Origin of the sequence: Pseudomonas sp. BP6 (assembly GCF_017875935.1) — a bacterium.
GTDB classification, from domain to species: Bacteria; Pseudomonadota; Gammaproteobacteria; order Pseudomonadales; family Pseudomonadaceae; genus Aquipseudomonas; species Aquipseudomonas putida_Y.
Map to the genome: position 1 here is coordinate 414,378 of NZ_JAGINI010000001.1, position 16,836 is coordinate 431,213.

The window sequence follows — 16,836 nt, forward strand, 5'->3', positions numbered from 1 at the left end:
TCACACGACCATGAACAGCACAGCAACGAAGATGCTGGCAGCCGAGAAGGTCATGGTCCGCGAGGACCAGGTGTTGAACCATTGTTGAAAGCTGGCGAGGTCACGCTTGAGGGCAGTGGGCTGACGCGTCCACGACTGCTTGTCGAGGCGGAAGAACACGTAGATCTTCATCAGCGCGCCGATGATCTGGTTGTAATAGAGAATCAGCGGGTAGGCCGGGCCTACGCTGTGGCCGGAGCACAGCAGCATGATGGTGAGGATCAGGCGCGTGATGCCGATCCACAGCAGGTACACCAGCAGGAAGGCCATGCCGAACTTGAGGCTGGCGATCACCGCCACGGTCAGGCCCAGCAGGCTGGTCCACATCGACACGCGCTGGTCGAACAGCACGATGCTGGTGAACAGGCCCAGGCGACGCAGGCCAAGGCCCAGTGCCCGTGAGTTCTGCCGCAGGTTGTTGCCGTACCAGCGGTACATCAGCTTGCGGCTGGCCTTGAGGAAACTTTTTTCCGGCGGGTGCTCGACCGTGTTGATGGCGGCGTCCGGCACGTAGAAAGTGTCGTAGCCCAGGCGCATCAGGCTGAACCAGCTGGATTTGTCGTCCCCGGTAAGGAACTTGAAGCGGCCCAGGCGCCAGTGCATCAGCGAATCGCTTTCGACGTCGGCGATGAACTCGGGGTTGGTCACCACGCTTGCGCGGAACATCGACATGCGCCCGGTCATGGTCAGTACGCGCTTGGACAGGGCCATCGAGCACATGTTGATGTGGCGCTGGGCGAAGCGCAGCTTGTGCCACTCGCTCATGATGTAGCCGCCGCGCACTTCGCAGAATTCATTGGTGGTCAGGCCGCCCACATTGGGGAACAGCTTGAACCAGGGTACGGTCTTGCGCACCACACCGTCGGCCAGCACGGTGTCACCGTCGATCACCGCCACTACGGCGTTCTCGTCCGGCAGCATGCGCGAGATGGCGCGGAAACCGTAGGCCAGGCCATCGCGCTTGCCGGTGCCGGCGATTCGCACGATGTCCAGCTTCACATGGGCCGGCGGGTTGTACTTGGCCCACAGGCTCTTCACCAGCAGTTCATCGGACATTTCCACCAGCGAGCAGACCACGGTGGTGGGGAAGCCACAGTTGATCGCCTCGCGAATCACCGAGCTGTACACCTGGGCGGTGGTCAGCGCTTCGATACGGAAGCTGGTGACCATCAGGTAGACATGCGACGGGTCGGTGGCATTGCCCATTTTCTGCACCTTGCGGCGCAGGTACGGGTACACGCCGTAGAGGAAGATCATGCCGCGGATGAAATGGGTGGCGCCCATGGAGTAGCGCCAGATGCCGACTGCGCCGACCAGGAAGATGAAGTGCTTCGACTGCGAGTCGAAGATATCGGCTGGCAGGGCCAGGGCGATCAGCATGAGCAGGCTCATGTAGAGCAGCCACCCGGCGCACTGCAACAGCACTGTCTGGAGCCTTTGCATGTTCAGCATCCGTCGAGAATTCGGGAAAGGGTGGGCAGCGAGGGGGCGGCTCTTGTCGAGTGCCTCATCGCTGCCCGGCCGGGCACTTACCAGCAGATGCCTTCGGTACGGTTGGTGGTGCAGGTCGGTTTGTTCATGAAGCCGACCAGGTCAATCACCTGCTTGCCAGTTGGCGCTTGCAGGGCCAGCGCACGGAACTGCTCGTCACGGTTGCCGAGGACGATGATGTCGGCGTTGTCGATCACCTGCTGCAAGTTGGCGTTGAGCAGCGACGACACGTGCGGGATCTTCGACTCGATGTAGTCCTTGTTGGCGCCGTGGACGCGGGCGTACTGGACGTTCTCGTCGTAGATGTCCAACTGGTAGCCCTTGCCGATCAGGCGCTCGGCCAGTTCCACCAGCGGGCTTTCGCGCAGGTCATCGGTGCCGGCCTTGAAGCTCAGGCCCAGCAGGGCGACCTTGCGCTTGTCGTGGGCTTCGATCAGCTCGAAAGCGTTCTGCACCTGCGATTCGTTGCTGCGCATCAGCGAGTCGAGCAGCGGTGCACGGACATCGAGGCTGGCGGCGCGGTAGGTGAGGGCGCGTACGTCCTTGGGCAGGCACGAGCCGCCGAAGGCAAAACCTGGGCGCATGTAGTACTGGGACAGGTTGAGGACCTTGTCCTGGCAGACCACGTCCATCACTTCACGGCCATCGACACCCACGGCCTTGGCAATGTTGCCGATTTCGTTGGCGAAGGTGACCTTGGTGGCGTGCCATACGTTGCAGGTGTACTTGATCATCTCGGCCACCTCGATCGGCTTGCGGATGACCGGGGCGTCGAGTTCTTCGTACAGGGCCTGGAGGATGTCACCGCTGGTGCTGTCCAGTTCGCCGATGACCGTCATCGGTGGCTGGTCGTAGTCCTTGATCGCGGTGCTTTCACGCAGGAATTCCGGGTTGACCGCCACACCGAAGTCGACGCCGGCCTTCTTGCCCGAGCAATCTTCCAGGATCGGGATGACCACGTTCTTGACGGTGCCAGGCAGCACGGTGCTGCGCACCACGATGGTGTGACGGCGGGTGGTGTCACGCAGCACGTAGCCGATTTCGCGGCACACCGACTCGATGTACTCCAGGCCCAGGTCGCCGTTTTTCTTGCTGGGGGTACCCACGCAGATCATCGACACGTCGCTGGCGCGGATGGCTTCGGCGAAGTCGGTAGTACCGCGCAGGCGGCCATTGGCGATGCCCTGTTGCAGGAGTGCTTCCAGGCCAGGTTCGACGATGGGCGACTTGCCCTGGTTGATCAGGTCGATCTTGGTGCTGGACACGTCCACACCGATCACTTCATGGCCACGCGCCGTCAGGCAGCCTGCACAGACTGCACCCACATAACCCAAACCAAAGATGCTGATACGCATCGCTATCACCTCATGTGTTTATCACGCCGACACCTCCGCAGAGAGCCGGGCTGGGTTGATTAACAACAGTTTTCGGGCGCACGGATCCATGGCGAATGCACACTTCGCCGAGCGCAGGCAAAATAAATCCGGAGCGCAAAAAGTTATGCGCTCAAAGTTGGCACTTAATAGCCATTCATTAAAAAACGTGCCCTGAAATGCAGCCGTCTTTATTGCAATACGCTACTTGGCGCGTTGCTGTGCTTGTTTTTTCAAGTGAGTAAATCCTTTGAAATCAACCACTAGGACGATTTGTAAGGGACGCTTCTCTCCTGCGTGGACAAGGTCTTCGGGGGTTTCCGTGATACCTGTCGAGTTTCTCATGGCGGGCAGTGGATACCCGCCGCTGTCATCTGTAAGTCATCTCTCACAGCCCGTAGGCAGGAAAATCGTTACGGCACTATGAGCGATTGGCTTCGGCAGAAGTTCCTGAGCCAGTTTCACTCGAATGAAAGATTTCTAAATATTTATTCAGTTGCGGACAGTTTCAAATTGATAGCACGCAGGTGTATCACCCCCGTGTATCAAGGGCGTAACTGTTGCTAGATATTTTTATGCCAGCATCTGAAAATTTTTTTCAGATTTCGTCAAAAAAGTATGAACGGTCTTATGGCGTTTGGCGATAAAGGCAAGGGTGCTGGATTTTTGGCGTCGGATTAGTGGCGTGATGGCGGTTTGCAGCGTGCCCTGTTGCAGGGCAGAGGGGATCACGGCAACTGACCTCTTCGCGGCTTTAGCCGCGAAGAGGGCGTGGCAGGCTCACTCCGCGGGGTGATCGCGCAGGAACACCAAATGGTCCGGCTTGGACTGCTCGGCGCTGTAGTAGTAACCCTGAGCATCGAACTGCTTGAGCTGTTCCGGGGCGCTGATGCGCTGCTGGATGACGAAGCGGCTCATCATGCCGCGGGCCTTCTTGGCGTAGAAGCTGATGATCTTGTACTGGCCGTTTTTCTGGTCCTTGAAGTCGACGTTGATCACCCGGGCCTTCAGGGCACTGCGTTTCACTGCACTGAAATACTCGTTACTGGCCAGGTTCAACAGCACGTCATCGCCTTGGTCGGCCAGGGCCTGGTTCAGCCATTCGCTGATGCGCGTGCCCCAGAAGGCGTACAGGTCCTTGCCGCGGGCGTTGGCCAGCTTGGTGCCCATCTCCAGGCGGTAGGGCTGCATCAGGTCGAGCGGGCGCAGCAGGCCATAAAGGCCCGAGAGCATGCGCAGGTGGCCCTGAGCGTAGCTGAAGTCGTCTTCACTCAGGCTCTCGGCATCGAGGCCGGTGTACACGTCACCCTTGAACGCCAGCAGCGCCTGCTTGGCATTGGCCGGGGTGAAGTCTGGGGTCCAGCTGCCAAAGCGCGCAGCATTCAGGCCGGCGAGCTTGTCGGACAGGTGCATCAGCTCGCTGATCTGCGCCGGCGACAGTTCGCGCAACTGCTGGATCAGTGCCTGGGATTCATCCAGGTACTGGGGCAGGGTGAAACGCTCGGTCACTGGCGGGGTGTCGTAGTCGAGGGTCTTGGCGGGGGAAATCACCGTCAGCATCGGGTCGGCTCCTGGCATCGTTGGCGGAGGATTCTACGGGGTGGGCGGTGCAAGTCCAAACTATGGCGACGATAGTCACAGACCATGGTCGGTGCAGGCGCTATAGTTCGCGTTTTGCCGTTGCGGAGCCTTCCACTGTGCGCATTGCTTCTGCTTTGCTGGCCTGCCTGCTGAGCCTGGCCGTGCAAGCCGCCCCATCATCGCAGGTCAGCCTGGACCGCAGCCTGTGGCCCGAACAACTGGACAGCCCGGCGCTGTTCGATGTGGCCTCCCGGGCAGAAATCCTTTCGTTCGCCCAAGTACTGCACGAAAGCGAGTTGCTGGATGACGCGACCCTGGCGGCCCGGCTGGGGCTGCGGCAGATCAACCTGCAGAAGGTGCGCCAGGTTCGGGCGCGCATGTGGCAGCGGTTGTGGGAGGGTTATCAACAGGCTCAGCGCAGTTGTGAGCAGGATGCATCATTTTGCTACCCGATTACGTCCATGGCGGACTTGCGCGCACAAGCGGTGACGTTCGCAGCTGACGTTGGTGCGTTCTATACCGGCTGGATCGAGCCGAGCCACCAGTTCCATGTACGCTACCTGGACGAGCAACTGCGCAAGGCGGCGTTGCTGCCGCAGACCAGCAGTGAAATTGAGCGGTTGTCTTCGCGCGAGCGCAAGGGTGACGAACTGAACGACCGCATGTTCCTGCTGACCTTTGTCGGCGGGCCCGGCCCCGAGGGGGGCAGTACGGATCTACTCACCGATTACCTGCGCCGGCAAAAGCTCGAAGGCACGTTCTTCACGCTCGGTAACCGTTTGCAGCAACGTCGTGATGGCGCCTCGGTACACGCCTTGCGCCAGCTCTATGGCGGGCAGTGCGTGGGCATCCAGGGGTGGGAATACCGCTCCCATGCGCAGTGGACCGACTGGCAGGATTCGCTGCGGCGCAGCCAAGCGCGGGTGCAGGCTGATCTGCCCGAGCAGTATGTACCGCTGTTCAGCCCACCTTATGGCCAGCGCCGGGCTGACGGCGAGGCGTTCATGGCCCGCCAGCAGTTGCGGGTATCGTTGTGGGACATCGATGCGCAGGATGACGGTGCATTGAGCGCCGAGGCGTCCGCACAGCGCGTATTGACCCTGATGCTGTTGTGGCGCAAGGGCGTGATCCAGTTTCATGACAGCCTTCCCAAGGCGCAGCCGGCCGTGGAATGGCTGCTGCGCAATACCGCGCAAAGCGGTATCGGCTGGGAAGATTGCCGGGAATACGGATACCGCGAATAGAGGGTATGACTTTTGAGCGTAGTCCCCTCTGACGCTGGCGCCAAGGCCTCTTCGTCAATCGGAAAAATAAACTTCAAAAATACGTAAAAGTGCTTTTTTCGGTCATGGTTTTTGCGGTATGAAGAAACCAGACAGCCGATTCCTGCAGCACAGGTGGCGTCATCCGGGCTCACCTGGCCAGGTTCGCTTCCCGCCCGTAACAACGCGGATACGGGGACAGCGGCAGTCACTCTGCGGCGTAACAGACCACGCCGTGTGGCTTCGACATAAGGTGACCGAGTATGGATGACCAAGGACGCAACCCTTCCTCCAGCAAGCCAATCCTGTATGTGCTCGATACCAACGTCCTGATTCACGACCCTAACGCGTTACTGAACTTCGAGGAGCACCATGTCGCCATCCCGATGACGGTGCTGGAGGAACTCGACAAGCTCAAGACCGGCAAACAGAGCATCGCCGCCGAATGCCGCCAGGCCATCCGCCTGATAGATCAGACCCTTGGTGACGCTTCGCCCAGCGATGTCGAGCAGGGCGTGCCGATCCAGCGCAACAAGAGTGGCCCCAAGGGGTTCCTGTCCATCCTGATGACCCCGCGCAACGAGCCGATCAAGCTGCTGCCGGAAAACCTCAACGACAACATCATCATCAACCAGTTGCTCGAAGTTCGGGCCCGGCGCACCGACCTGGATGTCGTGCTGGTCACCAAAGACATCAACATGCGCCTGAAGGCGCGCGCTTGCGGTATAGCGGCTGAGGACTACAGCACCGACCAACTGGTCGATGACGTGTCCCTGCTGTCCAAGGGCTACCATTCGGTCACCGGCTCGTTCTGGGACCGCGTGAGCAAGGTCGATACCCGTCAGGAGCGCGGCCGCACCTGGCATCGGGTGCAGATGATCGACAACCTGCCAGCCGTGCACGTCAACGAGTTCATCATCGATGAGCAGGGCTTCGTCGGATGGATCAAGGGCATTCGTGACGACGAACTGCTACTGCTCGACCTGCACCAGGAGCCGTTGCTGCACCAGGAAGCCTGGGGCCTGAAACCACGCGACATTCACCAAAGCCTGGCACTGTTCGCCCTGCTGGACCCGGATATCCACCTGGTGAACCTGACCGGCGCCGCCGGCTCCGGTAAAACCATCCTGGCGCTGGCTGCGGCCATCGAGCAAACCATGGTCAGCAAGCGCTACCGGCGCATCATCGCCACCCGCAGCGTGCAGGGGCTGGACCAGGAGATTGGCTTCCTGCCGGGCACCGAAGCAGAGAAGATGGAGCCGTGGCTGGGCGCCATCACCGACAACCTCGAAGCTTTGCACATGGATGACGAAAGCACCCATGGCAGCGTCGAATACATCCTCGAGCGCGTGCCGCTGCAGTTCAAGTCGCTGAACTACATCCGTGGCCGTAGCTTCCAGCAGAGCCTGATCCTGATTGACGAGTGCCAGAACCTGACGCCGCACCAGATGAAAACCATCATCACCCGTGCCGGCTCCGGGTCCAAGGTGGTCTGCCTGGGTAACCTGGCGCAGATCGACACGCCCTACCTGTCCGCGACCAGCTCGGGCCTGACCTACCTGACCGAGCGCTTCAAGGACTTCCCAAATGGCGTGCACATCACCCTGCAGGGCGTGCCTCGCTCGGTGCTGGCCGAGTACGCCGAGTCGCATTTGTAAGAGTGATGCTCTCAGTTGCAAGCCTGTTTACAGGCTTGCAACTTTTTACGAGGCACCGAGTGTTTCATGTGTTAGATAGTAGATGTGCAAAATGCCAGCGCTGATAAGCGTCAGCAATCCAGCTGTCATGATGACGCTGGCTGTACTCGTTATGCCTGCTAACCATGCGCCTGCGGCTGGCAGTACAATGAATAAGGAAATTGAACAGCTTCTCGCAGTGGAAAATGCTCTTCCTAGAATTTTACTTGGGCATTTAATTTGGAGAGTGGAAGTGAAGCCTTGAGAGGTGAGTCCATAAGCAAAGCCTGCGATCAGAAAGAGAATCGGGAATGAGTGAGGTTTGACTATTTCAGGATTTAAACCCGCAATGGCTACAATGCATAAGCAAACGCCAAAAATTGATGAGGCGACTGTCGCACAAACTAAAAAATGTCGTCGGTAAAGTATGGGGAAAGCAAGTCCAGAAATAATCCCCCCGATTGCCGTCGCGCTAACTGCTTGACCGAAAGAAGTAGAGCTTAAACTCAGCTCCTTCATAAAAAGGCTTAGCAGAGAGTCATAGATGCCCAAGGCCGTCGATTGAATAAGCATGCATAATAGAAATGCTTGAACAGTCGTCTGAGAGACAAAAAAATTGATCACCTCGCGTAGGTTGGATTGTTGTTTTGTTTTTCCGCGTCTACCGGTGTGTATATCTCCTGACTTCAATAGCCAGACAAAAAACAATCCATTGATGCTGATGGCTGCAGAAATTAAGAAGCCGTAAGTACTATTGCTCCAGCTGATTGATAATCCAGCGGCAAGTGGTGCTATTATTTTTATGGTCTGATCAGTGATGCTAACTAATGACGTGTTTTTTATTATGCTTTCAGGGGGTAATAGCCTAGCTGTCAGTACGATCTCAGCTGGAGTTGAACCTAAGTTTGATAGGCCCTTTAGGGTTATAAAGAACAAAAATATATTCAAATCTACAGCGTGTGAAAGACAGATCGCGGTAATCGCTCTAATACAAAAGCTGACTGCTACTATTGCGCGTGGTGAATAGCGGTCTGGTAATGACCCAATGTATGGGCCCAATATGAGCGAGGGTAGGCCATAAAGCGCTGCCGCAAGTGCTAACGTTTGTGCTTGTGCATTGAATATAAAAGTGAGCGTAGAAAATATTAGAATAAAGTCAAGCCATACGGTAGCAGAGCTACATAGCCGTATTCCGTACAGGTAGAAATACTGACTGGTTGCCAACCTTTTCATTATTATTACTCCGCTTTTGTATACATCATGTCGTCAATGACGAATGTAGAAATATCGTTGTTCGTGCAGAATTTCTCTAAATCAGATCTATTGTTGATGAAGCCTGTGTCCATCTTGCTTTGATCCAGTGGTGGCTGGTCGGTATTCTTCCCTTGGTTTGGAGTGTGTGAAGTTTAGAGTGGTGGTTTTTAGGTCTGGTCTACCAATACTTATCAAATCGAGCCGCAAGGATGTGATAGGTGTTATTGGAAAAAGCACTGCGGTGGGACTGCAATGTGTTTTCCTTCATTGTTATTTTTTCGTTTGGTTATGGAGGTCTTTTTGGCTTCGTGAATAAGAATAATTTCCATGCGTTAAAAGTCAATCGCGTGGAGGTGTAGGAAAGTTCTACGAGAGGGGTAGGAGTTTTCCATGGAAGTAAATGCTTTATTTCTGATGTTGAATATTTTTCGCGCACTAATGATCATCCATAGTTCTGAATGCTTTTCACAGATTATGTGCGTTTCTCAAAGGCACATTTTTTTCTGCCAAAACCTGACCTACAGGTTTAAACTTTGGGTTCCCTTCACAGGAGCAAAGCAGTGCTGACACATCTTGATTCCCAGGGGCGGGCCAACATGGTCGACGTCACTGAAAAGGCCGTGACCGAGCGCGAGGCTACCGCCGAGGCGCGGGTGCGCATGTTGCCGCAGACCTTGCAGATGATCGTCGACGGTGAACACCCCAAGGGTGACGTGTTCGCCGTGGCGCGCATTGCCGGGATACAGGCGGCGAAAAAAACCAGCGACCTGATTCCGCTGTGCCACCCGCTGATGCTCACCAGCGTCAAGGTCGAGCTCAGCGCTGAGGGGCAGGATGCCGTGCGCATCGTCGCCCGCTGCAAGCTGGCCGGGCAGACCGGCGTGGAGATGGAGGCGCTGACCGCCGCCAGTGTGGCCGCGCTGACGATCTATGACATGTGCAAGGCTGTGGATAAAGGTATGGTCATCGAGCAGGTGCGCCTGCTGGAAAAACTCGGTGGCAAGAGTGGCCATTACAAGGTGGAGGCGTGATGAAGGTCAAGGTGATGTACTTCGCCCGTTACCGCGAACTGTTGGGCGTGGATGCCGAGCGGGTGGAGGGGACGTTCAAGGTGCTTGATGATGTGCGCCAGGCCTTGGTAGCCAAGGGCGGGCAGTACGAAGTGCTGGCCGAGCAGAACCTGATGTGCGCGCGAAACGAGGAACTGTGCAAGCTCGATGAACCGCTGGAAGAGGGTGATGAAGTGGCGTTCTTCCCGCCGGTGACCGGAGGCTGAACATGGCTGTGCGAGTACAGGAAGGCGCGTTCGACCCCGGGGCCGAGACCAATGCCATGCATGCGGCCAATGTGGGCGTGGGCGCGGTGGTCGGTTTTGTCGGCTATGTGCGGGATTTCAACGATGGCCGCGAAGTGGCGGGGATGTTCCTCGAGCACTATCCGGGCATGACCGAAAAGGCCCTGGCCAAGATCGTGGTCGAGGCCGAGCAGCGTTGGCCGCTATTGAAGGTGGAGGTGCTGCACCGCATCGGTGCGCTGGAACCGGGCGAACCGATTGTGTTCGTGGGGGTGGCCAGTGCCCATCGGCAGGCGGCGTTCGATGCCTGCAACTTCATCATGGACTACCTGAAGACCCGGGCGCCGTTCTGGAAGAAGGAGAATACCCAGGAAGGGCCAAGGTGGGTGGAGGGGAAACAGAGTGACCAGGATGCGGCGGGGCGCTGGTAATCAAGGCGCCACCGGTCGCCTGTAGGAGCGGGTTTACCCGCGAAAGGGCCGGCCCTGCTGGCCAATCTCCACCCGCCGTTCACCGTTGCCGCCACTACCGTATTCGCGGGTAAACCCGCTCCTACAGGGGGGACCTTGTGTCGCGAAAGGGCCGCACAGCGGCCCCCGATAATCTGCGCATCAAAGCCGAAATCCCGGGGCCGCTGTGCGGCCCAATCGCGACACAAGGCCGCTCCCACGGAGCGCGTGTAGCCCGCTGAAGGTCAGTGATGCTTGCGCGGTACCGGCTTGAGCAGTTCATCCGGCGGCATCTCGCACTTGATCTTGCGCCCCAGCAGCGCTTCGATCGCCGGCAGCTGATACGAGTCATCCTCACCGGCAAAGCTGATCGACACACCACTGGATGGGTGGAGGGGCGGCAGAGTGACCAGGATGCGGCGGGGCGCTGGTAATCAAGGCGCCACGGGTCGCCTGTAGGAGCGGGTTTACCCGCGAAAGGGCCGGGCCTGCTGGCCAATCTCCTCCCGCCGTTCACCGTTGCCGCCACTACCGTATTCGCGGGTAAACCCGCTCCTACAGGGGGGGACTTGTGTCGCAAAAGGGCCGCACAGCGGCCCCCGACAATCTGCGCATCAAAGCCGAAATCCCGGGGCCGCTGTGCGCCCCAATCGCGACACAAGGCCGCTCCCACAGGGCGCGTGTAGCCCGCTGAAGGTCAGTGATGCTTGCGCGGTACCGGCTTGAGCAGTTCATCCGGCGGCATCTCGCACTTGATCTTGCGCCCCAGCAGCGCTTCGATCGCCGGCAGCTGATACGAGTCATCCTCACCGGCAAAGCTGATCGACACACCACTGGATGGGTGGAGGGGCGGCAGAGTGACCAGGATGCGGCGGGGCGCTGGTAATCAAGGCGCCACGGGTCGCCTGTAGGAGCGGGTTTACCCGCGAAAGGGCCGGGCCTGCTGGCCAATCTCCCCCCGCCGTTCACCGTTGCCGCCACTACCGTATTCGCGGGTAAACCCGCTCCTACAGGGGGGACCTTGTGTCGCGAAAGGGCCGCACAGCGGCCCCCGATAATCTGCGCATCAAAGCCGAAATCCCGGGGCCGCTGTGCGGCCCAATCGCGACACAAGGCCGCTCCCACAGGGCGCGTGTAGCCCGCTGAAGGTCAGTGATGCTTGCGCGGCACCGGCTTGAGCAGCTCATCCGGCGGCATCTCGCACTTGATCTTGCGCCCCAGCAGCGCTTCGATCGCCGGCAGCTGATACGAGTCATCCTCACCGGCAAAGCTGATTGACACACCACTGGATGGGTGGAGGGGAAGCAGAGTGACCAGGATGCGGCGGGGCGCTGGTAATCAAGGCGCCACCGGTCGCCTGTAGGAGCGGGTTTACCCGCGAAAGGGCCGGCCCTGCTGGCCAATCTCCACCCGCCGTTCACCGTTGCCGCCACTACCGTATTCGCGGGTAAACCCGCTCCTACAGGGGGGACCTTGTGTCGCGAAAGGGCCGCACAGCGGCCCCCGATAATCTGCGCATCAAAGCCGAAATCCCGGGGCCGCTGTGCGGCCCAATCGCGACACAAGGCCGCTCCCACAGGGCGCGTGTAGCCCGCTGAAGGTCAGTGATGCTTGCGCGGCACCGGCTTGAGCAGCTCATCCGGCGGCATCTCGCACTTGATCTTGCGCCCCAGCAGCGCTTCGATCGCCGGCAGCTGATACGAGTCATCCTCACCGGCAAAGCTGATCGACACACCGCTGGTGCCGGCACGGCCGGTACGGCCAATGCGGTGCACGTAGTCGTCCGGGTCCTCTGGCAGGGTGAAGTTGATCACGTGGCTGATGCCATCGATATGGATCCCGCGCCCGGCCACGTCGGTGGCCACCAGCACGGTGATGCGCCCCTCGCGGAAGCTCTCCAGGGTTCGGATGCGCTTGTGCTGCGGCACGTCGCCCGACAGCTGGGCGGCATTGATGCCGTCGCGTACCAGCTTCTCCTCGATGCGCCGCACTTCGTCCTTGCGGTTGGCGAACACCATCACCCGTTCCCACTTGTTCTGGGTCACCAGGTTGTACAGCAGTTTGTACTTGTCGCTGCCGGCCACCGCATACACGTGCTGCTCGACCGTTTCGCTGGCCACGTTCTCCGGCTCGATCTCGACGATGGCCGGGTTGGTGGTCCACTGCTTGGCCAGGTTCATCACATCGTCGGTGAAGGTGGCGGAGAACAGCAGGGTCTGGCGCTCGCTTTTCGGCGGTGTCTGACGAATGATTTGGCGGACCTGGGGGATGAAGCCCATGTCGAGCATGCGGTCGGCTTCGTCAAGCACCATCACCTCGACCATGTCCAGGTGCACTTCGCCGCGCTGGTTGAAGTCCAGCAGGCGGCCAGGGGTAGCCACCAGGATATCGCAGTGGCGCGCTTCCAGGGCTTTGAGCTGCTTGTCGAAGTCCATGCCACCGACGAAGCTCATCACGTTCAGGCCGGTGTACTTGGTCAGGGCAGCGGCGTCCTTGGCGATTTGCACCACCAGTTCGCGGGTGGGGGCAATGATCAGCGCGCGCGGTTCGCCCATGTAGCGCTCTTTAGGCGGTGGCGTCTGCTGCAACTGGGAAATGATCGAGATCAGGAAGGCGGCCGTCTTGCCGGTACCCGTCTGGGCCCGGCCGATGGCGTCCTGGCCCCGCAGGGTGTAACCCAGGACCTGCGCCTGGATCGGCGTGCAGTACGGGAAGCCCAGGTCGTGGATGGCGTGCATCAGCTCGTTGGACAGCTTGAAGTCGTGGAAGCGGGTTTTGCCTTCCTGTGGCTCGACCACGAAGTCTTCGGGCTTCCACAGGCTCGCCTGCGGCTTGGGCTTGCGTTCGCGGCGCGGTTTGTCCTTGGCCGGTTGTTCGGCAGGTGGCGTAGCGGCGGCAGGTGGCTCAGCCTTGGGGGCGGGGGTGGCATGTGGTGCGGCCGGTTTTGCCGCGGGCCGGGCTTCCGGCGTCACGCTGGCAGCAGGAGCGGCGGCTTGCGGCGCGGCCTCTCCCTTGCCGAATATTTTTCTGAGTGCTTTGAGCACGGTCGTCTCATCAACTGATTAAGGAATGTACGCCGGGCAGTGTAATGCAAGATCCGGGCGCGGCGTAGCGGAATACGCCCACAACTACAAGCGAGGCTGCCTATTGCAGCTGCTTGCTCAGCCAGTCGTGGATATCGTTCAGTTCTTCGACCACCACTTCGTGTTCCATCGGGTATTCGTACCAGCGGGCAGCGACGCCCCAGATGTTCAGGTACTCGAAGGCGGTACGGCCCATGGACGGGATTACCACCGGATCATGCACGCCATGCAGGCACAGGGCCGGGGTGCGTTGCTGGCAGGCACTCAACTGGTGCTGCTCATTGAAGGTGGGGGCATAGGTGGACAGGGCGATCACCCCGCCCAGTGCTTCCTGCCACTTTATATAGGCAGTGTGCAGCACCACCGCGCCGCCCTGGGAGAAGCCGGCCAGGAAGATCCGCGACAGGTTGATGCCTTTGGCCTGCTCGGCCTTGATCAGTGCAACCACCTGTTCGGCTGACTCTTCCAGTTGCGCTTCGTCGATGGCGCGGGCCGGGGTCATGGCCTTGATGTCATACCAGCTGGGCATGGCATAGCCGCCATTGATGGTCACGGGCCGGGTCGGTGCCTGGGGCATGATGAAGCGCGTGCTGAGCAAGCGCTCCTGCATGAATTCGGCCACAGGTAGGAAGTCGTAACGGTCGGCCCCCAGACCGTGCAACCAGATCACACAGGCGTCAGCGGTTTTCTGTGGTTCGAGAATCAGCGGGTTGGTCATGACTGCTCCGAAAATGTGCGGGTCTTGTTATGGCGTGCGTGAAAAGTAGGCACCGGGAATGATTGTCGGAAAAAGAATGTCGCAACGATACAACTTTTCCTACTTGACGAGCGCTTAAACGCTACAGCGCGACAATCTGGTACGCGCTTTGCAACTCAACCTGTGATGCAAAGGGCAGGCCGTGACGGTAACACCCTCTGCACGCGAAGGCTGTCACAGAACAGTCCATTGCGCCAATTGACCCAATAACAAGCCAATACGGGTCGGATACGCCTCAAAAGGGTGCGGTGCAATTCCGGCTCGATACAACAAGAGCGATTTGGAGGTTGTGAATGAAGATGTTGAAAACCACCCTGGCAGTCCTGACCGCTGCCGCCGCGCTGGGCGCCGTGAGCAATGCCCAGGCCGGCGCCACCCTCGATGCGGTAAAGAAGAAGGGCTTCGTCCAGTGTGGCGTGAGCGACGGTCTTCCAGGCTTCTCGGTACCTGATGCGAAGGGCAAGATCGTCGGCATCGACGCCGATGTCTGCCGCGCCGTGGCTGCCGCCGTATTCGGCGATGCCACCAAGGTCAAGTTCAGCCAGCTCAACGCCAAGGAACGCTTCACCGCCCTGCAATCGGGCGAGGTCGATGTGCTGTCGCGTAACACCACCTGGACCAGCTCGCGCGATGCCGGCATGGGCCTGGTATTCACGGGTGTCACCTACTATGACGGCGTTGGCTTCCTGGTCAACAAGAAGCTCGGCGTTTCCAGCGCCAAAGAGCTCGATGGCGCGACCATCTGCATCCAGGCCGGTACCACCACCGAGCTGAACGTCTCGGACTTCTTCCGCGCCAACGGCCTGAAGTACACCCCGATTACCTTCGACACCTCTGACGAGAGCGCCAAATCGCTGGAGTCTGGCCGTTGCGATGTGCTGACTTCGGACAAATCGCAGCTGTTCGCCCAGCGCTCCAAACTGGCCGCGCCGACCGAATACGTGGTGTTGCCGGAAACCATCTCCAAGGAACCGCTGGGCCCGGTAGTGCGCAAAGGCGACGAGGATTGGTTCAGCATCGTCAAGTGGACCCTGTTCGCCATGCTCAACGCCGAAGAGGCGGGCATCACCTCCAAGAACGTCGAGGCCGAAGCCAAGTCCACCAAGAACCCGGATGTCGCCCGACTGCTGGGTGCGGATGGCGAGTACGGCAAGGACCTCAAGCTGCCCAAAGACTGGGTAGTGCAGATCGTCAAGCAAGTGGGTAACTATGGCGAAGTGTTCGAGAAGAACCTGGGCCAGAGCACTAACCTGAAGATCGACCGTGGCATGAACGCCCTGTGGAACAACGGCGGCATCCAGTACGCGCCTCCAGTGCGCTGATGGCTGCACCCTGCGGCGGCATTCGGCCGCCGCAGGTTGTTCGGAACCCTTCTTTCCGGGGCACTTCATGCAAAATCAAATCGGCGCACAAAAGGGGCTATCCCTGAATGATCCGCGTGTGCGCGCGTGGCTGTTCCAGATTCTCACGATCGTCTTCGTGGTCGGTCTGGGCTGGTACCTGTTCCACAACACGCAGACCAACCTTCAACACCGGGGCATCACCTCGGGCTTCGAGTTCCTCGACCGCAGTGCCGGCTTCGGTATCGCCCAGCACCTGATCCCCTATGTGGAATCCGACAGTTATGCGCGGGTGTTCGTCATCGGCCTGCTCAATACGCTGTTGGTGACCTTCATCGGCATCATTCTGGCGACGATACTGGGCTTCATCATCGGTGTGGCTCGCCTGTCACCGAACTGGATGATCAACAAACTGGCGACCGTGTATGTGGAAACCTTCCGCAACATTCCGCCGTTGTTGCAGATCCTGTTCTGGTACTTCGCCGTGTTCCTGACTCTGCCGGGACCGCGGGGCAGCATCAACTTCGATGACAAGTTCTTCATCAGCAACCGTGGCTTGAACATGCCTGGCGCGTCCATGGCTGATGGCTTCTGGCCATTTGTGGTGGCCTTGGCAATCGCCATTGCCGCTATAGCCGTGATGGTGCGCTACGCCAACAAGCGCTTCAACGAAACTGGCGTGCCGTTCCACAAGTTCTGGGCGGGGCTGCTGCTGTTCATCGCCATCCCGAGCCTGAGCGTGCTGGTGTTCGGCAGCCCGGTAACCTGGGATATGCCGCAGCTCAAGGGCTTCAACTTCGTCGGGGGCTGGGTGCTGATCCCAGAGCTGCTGGCGCTGACCTTGGCGCTGACTATCTATACGGCAGCCTTCATCGCCGAAATCGTGCGTTCCGGCATCCGTTCGGTCAGCCATGGCCAGACCGAAGCGGCTCGCTCGTTGGGCCTGCGCGAGGGCCCGACCCTGCGCAAGGTGATCATCCCCCAGGCACTGCGGGTGATCATTCCGCCGCTGACCAGCCAGTACCTGAACCTGGCGAAGAACTCGTCGCTGGCGGCCGGTATCGGCTATCCGGAGATGGTCTCGCTGTTCGCCGGTACCGTGCTCAACCAGACCGGACAAGCCATCGAGGTGATTGCCATCACCATGAGCGTCTATCTCGCCATCAGCATCAGCATTTCGCTGCTGATGAACTGGTACAACAAGCGCATTGCGCTGATCGAGCGATGAGGATACGCC

At 59.3% G+C, this 16,836-nt stretch carries 16 protein-coding genes; 7 read left to right on the top strand and 9 right to left on the bottom strand.

Annotation, left to right across the window (positions count from 1 at the left end; genetic code table 11):
- The 3 genes from J3A98_RS01855 to yaaA form a co-directional block, all read right to left on the bottom strand.
- A complete protein-coding gene (locus J3A98_RS01855; protein ID WP_033730431.1) occupies positions 1 to 1,482 on the bottom strand; it encodes a glycosyltransferase family 2 protein in 1,482 nt (493 codons plus the stop codon).
- 86 nt (positions 1,483 to 1,568) lie between these two features.
- Positions 1,569 to 2,885: a UDP-glucose/GDP-mannose dehydrogenase family protein gene (locus tag J3A98_RS01860; protein ID WP_209963622.1), complete on the bottom strand. Its 1,317-nt coding sequence runs from the start codon at positions 2,883 to 2,885 to the stop codon at positions 1,569 to 1,571.
- 798 nt (positions 2,886 to 3,683) lie between these two features.
- A complete protein-coding gene (gene yaaA / locus J3A98_RS01865; protein WP_209963626.1) occupies positions 3,684 to 4,463 on the bottom strand; it encodes a peroxide stress protein YaaA in 780 nt (259 codons plus the stop codon).
- A 137-nt stretch (positions 4,464 to 4,600) separates the two neighbouring features.
- Here yaaA and J3A98_RS01870 point away from each other — a divergent pair, with 137 nt between their 5' ends.
- Together J3A98_RS01870 and J3A98_RS01875 are read left to right on the top strand one after the other, a co-directional pair.
- The gene (locus tag J3A98_RS01870) at positions 4,601 to 5,728 is read left to right on the top strand and encodes a polysaccharide deacetylase family protein (RefSeq protein ID WP_209963631.1); all 1,128 of its coding nucleotides are present in this window, start codon (positions 4,601 to 4,603) and stop codon (positions 5,726 to 5,728) included.
- Between the two features lie 281 nt (positions 5,729 to 6,009).
- The gene (locus J3A98_RS01875; RefSeq protein ID WP_176682590.1) at positions 6,010 to 7,404 is read left to right on the top strand and encodes a PhoH family protein; all 1,395 of its coding nucleotides are present in this window, start codon (positions 6,010 to 6,012) and stop codon (positions 7,402 to 7,404) included.
- Between the two features lie 45 nt (positions 7,405 to 7,449).
- Here the strand turns inward: J3A98_RS01875 and J3A98_RS01880 are convergent, their stop codons facing one another.
- A complete protein-coding gene (locus J3A98_RS01880; protein WP_209963635.1) occupies positions 7,450 to 8,655 on the bottom strand; it encodes an MFS transporter in 1,206 nt (401 codons plus the stop codon).
- 581 nt (positions 8,656 to 9,236) lie between these two features.
- On the opposite strand from J3A98_RS01880, the gene moaC reads away from it, so the two are divergent.
- The 3 genes from moaC to moaE are packed head-to-tail and all read left to right on the top strand — an operon-like array spanning position 9,237 to position 10,401.
- On the top strand, positions 9,237 to 9,707 hold the full coding sequence (gene moaC / locus J3A98_RS01885) for a cyclic pyranopterin monophosphate synthase MoaC (RefSeq protein WP_003251775.1): 471 nt from the start codon (positions 9,237 to 9,239) through the stop codon (positions 9,705 to 9,707).
- Positions 9,707 to 9,952, top strand: coding sequence for a molybdopterin converting factor subunit 1 (moaD, locus tag J3A98_RS01890; RefSeq protein WP_209963638.1), 246 nt, complete (start codon positions 9,707 to 9,709; stop codon positions 9,950 to 9,952). Before moaC ends, moaD begins: the two co-directional genes overlap by 1 nt.
- Before the next feature lie 2 nt (positions 9,953 to 9,954).
- A complete protein-coding gene (gene moaE, locus J3A98_RS01895) occupies positions 9,955 to 10,401 on the top strand; it encodes a molybdopterin synthase catalytic subunit MoaE (RefSeq protein WP_070384329.1) in 447 nt (148 codons plus the stop codon).
- A gap of 263 nt (positions 10,402 to 10,664) precedes the next feature.
- Here the strand turns inward: moaE and J3A98_RS27060 are convergent, their stop codons facing one another.
- From J3A98_RS27060 to J3A98_RS01905, 5 genes are all read right to left on the bottom strand, one after another.
- The gene (locus J3A98_RS27060) at positions 10,665 to 10,796 is read right to left on the bottom strand and encodes a hypothetical protein (RefSeq protein WP_281067758.1); all 132 of its coding nucleotides are present in this window, start codon (positions 10,794 to 10,796) and stop codon (positions 10,665 to 10,667) included.
- A 320-nt stretch (positions 10,797 to 11,116) separates the two neighbouring features.
- On the bottom strand, positions 11,117 to 11,248 hold the full coding sequence (locus tag J3A98_RS27065) for a hypothetical protein (RefSeq protein ID WP_281067758.1): 132 nt from the start codon (positions 11,246 to 11,248) through the stop codon (positions 11,117 to 11,119).
- Positions 11,249 to 11,568: 320 nt separating this feature from the next.
- A complete protein-coding gene (locus tag J3A98_RS27070; protein ID WP_281067758.1) occupies positions 11,569 to 11,700 on the bottom strand; it encodes a hypothetical protein in 132 nt (43 codons plus the stop codon).
- A gap of 320 nt (positions 11,701 to 12,020) precedes the next feature.
- A complete protein-coding gene (gene rhlB, locus J3A98_RS01900; protein ID WP_176682591.1) occupies positions 12,021 to 13,463 on the bottom strand; it encodes an ATP-dependent RNA helicase RhlB in 1,443 nt (480 codons plus the stop codon).
- 100 nt (positions 13,464 to 13,563) lie between these two features.
- Entirely contained in the window at positions 13,564 to 14,220 is a 657-nt protein-coding gene (locus J3A98_RS01905) for an alpha/beta fold hydrolase (RefSeq protein WP_176682592.1), read from the bottom strand.
- A gap of 332 nt (positions 14,221 to 14,552) precedes the next feature.
- Here J3A98_RS01905 and J3A98_RS01910 point away from each other — a divergent pair, with 332 nt between their 5' ends.
- Entirely contained in the window at positions 14,553 to 15,581 is a 1,029-nt protein-coding gene (locus tag J3A98_RS01910; protein ID WP_176682593.1) for an amino acid ABC transporter substrate-binding protein, read from the top strand.
- A 67-nt stretch (positions 15,582 to 15,648) separates the two neighbouring features.
- Positions 15,649 to 16,827 (top strand): amino acid ABC transporter permease, encoded by a 1,179-nt coding sequence (locus J3A98_RS01915; RefSeq protein WP_176682594.1) that lies wholly within the window; start codon positions 15,649 to 15,651, stop codon positions 16,825 to 16,827.
- Positions 16,828 to 16,836 lie beyond the last annotated feature (9 nt).

What these genes read in the sequence shown, in the direction of transcription:
- J3A98_RS01875 (WP_176682590.1), top strand. Translation starts at nt 6,010, where the DNA reads ATGGATGACCAAGGACGCAACCCTTCCTCCAGCAAGCCAATCCTGTAT.
- J3A98_RS01860 (WP_209963622.1), bottom strand. Translation starts at nt 2,885, where the DNA reads ATGCGTATCAGCATCTTTGGTTTGGGTTATGTGGGTGCAGTCTGTGCA.
- moaD (WP_209963638.1), top strand. Translation starts at nt 9,707, where the DNA reads ATGAAGGTCAAGGTGATGTACTTCGCCCGTTACCGCGAACTGTTGGGC.
- J3A98_RS01915 (WP_176682594.1), top strand. Translation starts at nt 15,649, where the DNA reads ATGCAAAATCAAATCGGCGCACAAAAGGGGCTATCCCTGAATGATCCG.
- yaaA (WP_209963626.1), bottom strand. Translation starts at nt 4,463, where the DNA reads ATGCTGACGGTGATTTCCCCCGCCAAGACCCTCGACTACGACACCCCG.
- J3A98_RS01910 (WP_176682593.1), top strand. Translation starts at nt 14,553, where the DNA reads ATGAAGATGTTGAAAACCACCCTGGCAGTCCTGACCGCTGCCGCCGCG.
- moaE (WP_070384329.1), top strand. Translation starts at nt 9,955, where the DNA reads ATGGCTGTGCGAGTACAGGAAGGCGCGTTCGACCCCGGGGCCGAGACC.
- J3A98_RS01905 (WP_176682592.1), bottom strand. Translation starts at nt 14,220, where the DNA reads ATGACCAACCCGCTGATTCTCGAACCACAGAAAACCGCTGACGCCTGT.
- J3A98_RS01880 (WP_209963635.1), bottom strand. Translation starts at nt 8,655, where the DNA reads ATGAAAAGGTTGGCAACCAGTCAGTATTTCTACCTGTACGGAATACGG.
- J3A98_RS01855 (WP_033730431.1), bottom strand. Translation starts at nt 1,482, where the DNA reads ATGCAAAGGCTCCAGACAGTGCTGTTGCAGTGCGCCGGGTGGCTGCTC.